Genomic DNA, 5,695 nt, shown 5'->3' on the forward strand with positions numbered 1-5,695 from the left:
GGTGCGTGAGTTGCGGCCGCAACAGGTGCCTGCGCACCTGCAACGCCTGGGCAACAACTACCAGGCCGAATTGCTGGACGCGGCCGCCGAGGCTTGCCGGGGCGGCGTAGGGCGCAGCCACATTGTCAGTTATGCCGAAGACGGCGCCTTGCTGACCGAGCTGTTCACCCGGGATGGCGGCGGTACGCTGGTGGCCCAGGAACAGTTCGAACTGGTGCGCGAAGCGGCGATTGAAGACGTCGGCGGGTTGCTGGACCTGATCAGCCCGCTGGAAGAGCAGGGGATTCTGGTGCGTCGTTCCCGGGAAGTGCTGGAGCGGGAAATCGAGCAGTTCAGCGTGGTGGAACGTGAAGGCATGATCATCGCCTGTGCGGCGCTGTATCAGATCGCCGACTCCGACGCAGGGGAGCTGGCGTGCCTGGCCGTGAACCCGGAGTACCGTCATGGCGGTCGCGGTGACGAGCTGCTGGAGCGCATCGAGACCCGTGCCCGGGCCCAGGGTTTGAAGACGCTCTTCGTGCTGACGACCCGTACCGCCCACTGGTTCCGCGAACGTGGTTTTGTGCCGAGCACGGTGGATCGCCTGCCGTCGGCGCGGGCGTCGTTATACAACTATCAGCGTAATTCGAAGATTTTCGAAAAGGCGTTGTAAGGCTAAGGGGCGAGGGCGCAATCCTCTCGCCTGTCACTTTGGCGAGTCGTGCTCCTCGGCGGACGCATCGGCCCTGAACACAGGGTTTGCCAATTTATACATATAACTGACATCAAAGTGACATTATCACCGGGTACGGTGAGGTGGATTGCTGGGACGGCAGAAAAGTTTCATCGATACAAAAACTGTAACAAATTGACGGAATGATGTGCGTTTGGCCATGATGGCGTCGCGTTTTTGATCGTGAGTGACGTATGACCCCGTTTGGTCAACACAAAACGATCTAAAAAAGCGCAAAGACATACTCTTTCGGAAAACGCTTATGGAGCGGCATCGCCTGTCGGCTTGACCGTCCCATGGAAAGCGTTATTCCTGAATGGTATGAAAAAGGACGAAACAATTCTTTTTGGGTGTATGAAAAACTCATTACCCTGCAAGGACCAAATTAACTGCGGTTAGACGAAAGTAGTAGACACACAAGGTTACGATTGACTTGTCAGTCACTATCCGGTGCTAATCGCGCATCTGTGGATCGAGGGCGTCAGACCCGAGACCTAAGAAATACAAAAATTAGAAATGAGAGGAGCGGTACATGAAGAAGTCAACATTGGCGTTGGCCGTAGCTTTGGGGGCAATCGCCCAACAAGCAGGCGCCGCTGGTTTTATCGATGACAGCAAGATCACGCTGGGCGTACGTAACTTTTACATCAACACCGACAACCGCGATCTGAAGCCATCGGCTACCTCGAACACCCGCAGCAAAAACGCTGAATGGGGTCAGGGTTTCGACCTGCGTTTCATCTCGGGTTTTACCCAAGGTACTGTGGGCTTCGGTCTTGACGCCATCGGCCTGTACGGCGTGCGTCTGGATTCCAGCCGCGCTGATCACGGTAACTACACTGGTACTGCTTCCGGCGGCACCGTGTTCCCAAGTGATGGCAACAAGGCCGTTCACGATTTCGCCAGCCTGGGCGTGACCGGTAAGGTCAAGATCTCCCAAACCGTGCTGAAGATCGGTACCTTGCAGCCGAACAACCCGGTGATCAAGACCAACGACGGTCGTCTGTTGCCACAAACCTTCCAGGGCGGCGAGATCTCTTCGAACGAGTTCAAGGACCTGACCCTGACTGCTGGTCAGATCGAGCACTCCAAAGGCCGTAACTCCAGCAACAATGAAGGTCTGTCCCTGGCCGGTGCCAACGGCAGCTCGAACTACGACGCTGGTAACTTCGTCAACAAGTTCTACTACGCCGGTGCTGACTACAAAATCAACAAAGACCTGACCGCTTCGTACTACTTCGGCGAGCTGAAGGATTTCTACTCTCAGAACTTCCTGGGCCTGGTCCACAACTGGGCGATCGGTCCTGGCGTCCTGAAAAGTGACCTGCGCTACTACCGCAGCCGTGACAACGGTGCCAACGGTGATACTGCCGGTTACTACACCTCCGGCTACTACTCGGATCATCCGACCAACGCCACCAAGGTCAAAGGTAAGGTCGACAACGACCTGTACAGCTACCTGGCGCTGTACTCGGTTGCCGGTCACACCTTCGGTGCTGGCTACCAGTACACCAAGGGCGACAGCGACTTCCCTTGGCTGAACCAAGGTGACGGCTCGTCGAACAGCACCATCACCGACATGCAAATCCAGAAGTTTGCCCGTGCTGGCGAACGTACCTGGCAAGCTCGCTACGCCTATGACTTCGCCAAGATCGGCGTACCTGGCCTGACTGCCGGTGTGGTTTACCTCAAAGGTAGCAACATCGACACCACCGTCGGCGAGCGTAACGAGTGGGAACGCGACCTGACCCTGGCTTACGTTGTTCCAGAAGGTCCGCTGAAAAACCTGGGCGTTGCCTGGAAAAACGCGATGTGGCGTACCGACCTGGCGAACACCCGTTCCCAGGACGAAAACCGCGTAATCCTCAGCTACACCTACGCGTTCAAGTAAGAGCGTAAAACCTTGCCCGGCGCAATGCCGGGCAGGGTGCTTTACTTTTCAAGCCGGGCTCAACCCCCGCAAGCCCGTCCTGAACCCCTCTTTGTACAGCGTCTCAAGGCCTTCTCGAACCTTGAAGCAGATGTTGATCCACGCCCGTTGCCAAGTCCAATGAACAGATTTTTAATATTCCTTTATCGTCTAGATAAATCGATATTTATTCTTTTTAAATAATCCGCGACACAGGCACAGTGGGCTCCATAAGCACTCATCAGGAGCCACACCATGAGCCTCAGACTGGGCGACATCGCCCCCGACTTTGAACAGGATTCCAGCGCCGGCAAGATTCGCTTCCACGAGTGGCTGGGCGATAGCTGGGGCGTGCTGTTTTCCCACCCGGCGGACTTCACCCCGGTGTGCACCACCGAGCTGGGTTTCACCGCCAAGCTCAAGGATGAATTCGCCAAGCGGGGCGTCAAGGCCATTGCGCTGTCGGTGGACCCGGTGGACTCCCACCACAAGTGGATCGAAGACATCAACGAAACCCAGAACACCATCGTCAACTTCCCGATCCTGGCCGACGCTGACCGCAAGGTCTCCGACCTGTACGACCTGATCCACCCGAATGCCAGTGACACCCTTACCGTGCGTTCGCTGTTCGTGATTGATCCGAACAAAAAGATTCGCCTGACCATCACCTACCCGGCCAGCACCGGTCGCAACTTCCACGAAATCCTGCGGGTGATCGACTCGCTGCAACTGACCGACAACCACAAAGTCGCGACCCCGGCCAACTGGCAGGACGGTGACGAAGTGGTGATCGTGCCGTCGCTCAAGGACGAGGAAGAGATCAAGAAACGCTTTCCGAAGGGTTACCGGGCGGTGAAGCCGTACCTGCGGCTCACCCCTCAACCGAATCGCTGACACACAACCACATGTGGGAGCGGGCTTGCTCGCGAATGCGCACTGTCAGTTGATGCATCTTTGAATGACACACCGCTTTCGCGAGCAAGCCCGCTCCCACACTTGCGCGCATTTCAAGTCTCACATAGCAGGGGTTTTAAGGCCGTTTCGACGGCCTTTTTTTATGCCTGCGATTTAGTCGGCAGCATATGCATTTAAAGAATAAACAAATGAAAAAATAAGATTTATAGATATATAAATTGGCTGATATGGTCTGTCCCATCTTGGCGCCATCGCCACATAGCGAACCGCCGACACTTTCCAAAGGAATTTCCTACATGCTGGTCGTAACACTTGGTGGTAGCCCCAGCCAACGTTCCCGGTCCGGGGTCTTGCTGGATCACACCCGCAACTGGTTGCAGCAACAAGGCGTGGAAGTGGTGAGTTATCAGATACGGGACTTCCCGGCCGAAGACTTGCTGCACGCGCGGTTCGATAGCCCGAAAATCATCGACCTGTTGCAGCAAGTGGCGAACGCCGATGGCCTGGTGATCGCAACGCCGGTGTACAAGGCTTCGTTTTCCGGCGCGCTGAAAACCATCCTCGACTTGCTGCCTGAACGCGCCCTGGCCCACAAAATAGTGTTGCCGATGGCCACCGGCGGCAGCATCGCCCACATGCTCGCGGTGGACTACGCGCTGAAGCCGGTGCTGTCGGCATTGAAAGCCCAGGAATTGCTCCACGGGATTTTCGCCGAAGACAGCCAGATCGCCTACGGCGAAGGCAGCGCCCAGGCGCAACTGGTGCCGGTGCTGGAACAACGCTTGAGCGAGGCCCTGGAGACGTTCTACAGCGCCATGGCCCGCCGCCCGAAACCCCTTGACCCCAATGTGTTGAATGAACGTTTGTTGAGTGCTCGCTGGAGCATTTAAGCCTTACCCAGCTTTACTTGAATTCGACAAGTACTACTCACCTTACTCAGCCGCCAACGGCCAAGCAGGTGCAGCCAACCCCCTAATCGTATATTTGGAGAGAGCGCCATGCGCACTGTCATCTTGCGTCGTGGTCTGGTCGCACTGTTTGCTGCGGCTGTGTCCTTCGGCGCCATCGTTCAAGCCCAGGCCGCCGAAACCTTGCGGATCGGCTATCAGAAATACGGCACCCTGGTGCTGCTCAAGGCCAAGGGCTCGCTGGAAAAGCGCCTGGCCGAGCAGGGCGTGCAAGTGCAGTGGACCGAGTTTCCCGGCGGCCCGCAGCTGCTGGAAGGATTGAACGTAGGCTCCATCGACTTCGGCGTGACGGGTGAAACCCCGCCAGTGTTCGCCCAGGCTGCCGGTGCCGATCTGCTCTACGTCGCCTATGAACCGCCGGCGCCTACCAGCGAAGCGATCCTGGTACCGAAAGACTCGCCAATCAAATCGGTGCAAGACCTCAAGGGCAAGAAAGTCGTCCTCAATAAAGGCTCCAACGTGCATTACCTGCTGGTACGTGCCCTGGAAGATGCCGGCCTGAAATACACCGACGTGCAGACCGTGTTCCTGCCGCCCGCCGATGCCCGCGCCGCGTTCGAGCGTGGCAGCGTCGATGCCTGGGTGATCTGGGACCCGTACCAGGCAGCCGCCGAGAAGCAACTGCAGGCCCGCACCCTGCGTGACGGCACCGGCATTGCCGACAACCATCAGTTCTACCTGGCCACCAAGCCGTACGCCGAAAAACACCCTGAAGTGATCAAGACGCTGGTGGAAGAAGTCCGCGCCGTGGGCGAATGGTCCAAGGCCAACCCGGAACAAGTCACCGAACAAGTTGCTCCGCTGCTGGGCCTGCCGGCTGACATCACCCTGACCTCGGTAAAACGCCAGGGCTACGGTGCGCAGTTCCTGACGCCTGAAGTGATCGCGGCGCAGCAGAAAATCGCCGACAGCTTCTACCAACTCAAATTGATCCCCAAACCCTTGAGCATCAAGGACGTGATCTGGACACCACCTGTCGCCGTTGCCAAAGCGCCGTAATCCGACTTCTTCAGGAGACAACTCCATGAGCCTCAATATTTTCTGGTTTCTGCCTACCCACGGCGACGGCCATTACCTTGGCACCGCCGAAGGCGCTCGCGCCGTAGACCACGGTTATCTGCAGCAAGTGGCCCAGGCGGCCGACCGCCTTGGCTTCGGCGGGGTACTGATCCCCACCGGCCGCTCCTGCGA

General features: G+C 57.4%; 5 protein-coding genes and 1 pseudogene. All 6 read left to right on the forward strand.

Going from position 1 to position 5,695, the window contains the following annotated elements:
* Positions 1-652: amino-acid N-acetyltransferase (gene argA, locus HX846_RS16780; RefSeq protein WP_178965745.1), on the forward strand; the 652-nt coding region annotated here is incomplete at its 5' end.
* A 592-nt stretch (positions 653-1,244) separates the two neighbouring features.
* Positions 1,245-2,603: an OprD family porin gene (locus HX846_RS16785; protein ID WP_003213912.1), complete on the forward strand. Its 1,359-nt coding sequence runs from the start codon at positions 1,245-1,247 to the stop codon at positions 2,601-2,603.
* Between the two features lie 273 nt (positions 2,604-2,876).
* Entirely contained in the window at positions 2,877-3,515 is a 639-nt protein-coding gene (locus tag HX846_RS16790) for a peroxiredoxin (protein ID WP_003213910.1), read from the forward strand.
* A 317-nt stretch (positions 3,516-3,832) separates the two neighbouring features.
* Positions 3,833-4,426, forward strand: coding sequence for an NADPH-dependent FMN reductase (gene ssuE / locus HX846_RS16795; RefSeq protein ID WP_003213909.1), 594 nt, complete (start codon positions 3,833-3,835; stop codon positions 4,424-4,426).
* Positions 4,427-4,534: 108 nt separating this feature from the next.
* On the forward strand, positions 4,535-5,503 hold the full coding sequence (locus HX846_RS16800) for a sulfonate ABC transporter substrate-binding protein (protein WP_087693274.1): 969 nt from the start codon (positions 4,535-4,537) through the stop codon (positions 5,501-5,503).
* A 25-nt stretch (positions 5,504-5,528) separates the two neighbouring features.
* Positions 5,529-5,695 (forward strand): annotated as a pseudogene (locus tag HX846_RS16805) (LLM class flavin-dependent oxidoreductase); the annotation flags it as partial.

It is taken from the genome of Pseudomonas sp. K5002 (assembly GCF_013386655.1).
In the GTDB taxonomy this organism is placed as follows: domain Bacteria; phylum Pseudomonadota; class Gammaproteobacteria; order Pseudomonadales; family Pseudomonadaceae; genus Aquipseudomonas.

Coding starts and splice junctions, on each gene's coding strand:
- ssuE (WP_003213909.1), top strand. CDS start 3,833: ATGCTGGTCGTAACACTTGGTGGTAGCCCCAGCCAACGTTCCCGGTCC.
- HX846_RS16785 (WP_003213912.1), top strand. CDS start 1,245: ATGAAGAAGTCAACATTGGCGTTGGCCGTAGCTTTGGGGGCAATCGCC.
- HX846_RS16800 (WP_087693274.1), top strand. CDS start 4,535: ATGCGCACTGTCATCTTGCGTCGTGGTCTGGTCGCACTGTTTGCTGCG.
- HX846_RS16790 (WP_003213910.1), top strand. CDS start 2,877: ATGAGCCTCAGACTGGGCGACATCGCCCCCGACTTTGAACAGGATTCC.